Source organism: Mycobacterium angelicum, from assembly GCF_002086155.1.
Classification (GTDB): domain Bacteria; phylum Actinomycetota; class Actinomycetes; order Mycobacteriales; family Mycobacteriaceae; genus Mycobacterium; species Mycobacterium angelicum.
Genome location: NZ_MVHE01000309.1, coordinates 1 through 439 on the forward strand (window position 1 = coordinate 1; position 439 = coordinate 439).

At 63.1% G+C, this 439-nt stretch carries 1 protein-coding gene; it reads left to right on the forward strand.

All coding sequences use genetic code 11. The features are described 5' to 3' along the window. Nucleotides 1–439 (forward strand): AMP-binding protein (locus BST12_RS29530; protein ID WP_139802106.1); only part of this gene is annotated, 439 nt, incomplete at both ends.

Here is a 439-nt window from a genome sequence, read left to right on the forward strand (position 1 = left end):
GGGGTGCGCTGCTGCATGGTGGGTGTCTGGTGGTGGTGCCCGATGCGGTGGTGCGCTCGCCGGCGGAGTTTCTTGGGTTGCTGGTTGCGCAGCGTGTCAACGTGCTCAGTCAAACCCCGTCGGCGTTTTATGCGTTGCAAAGCGCTGATGCCGCCCAGGGTGAGCTGGGTGAACGGCTCGAGCTGGATGTGGTGGTCTTTGGCGGGGAAGCTCTTGAGCCGCAACGGATTGCGCCGTGGTTGGGCCGTCATCCGGGCTCGCCTCGGTTGGTCAATATGTATGGGATTACCGAGACCACGGTGCATGTCACCTTCCGCGAGATCGGTGAGGACGACACCGGCGCGAGTGTGAGTCCTATTGGGGTGCCCTTGGGCACTGTGGGTGTGTTTGTGCTCGATGGGTGGTTGCGTCGGGTTCCGGTGGGGGTGGCTGGTGAGTT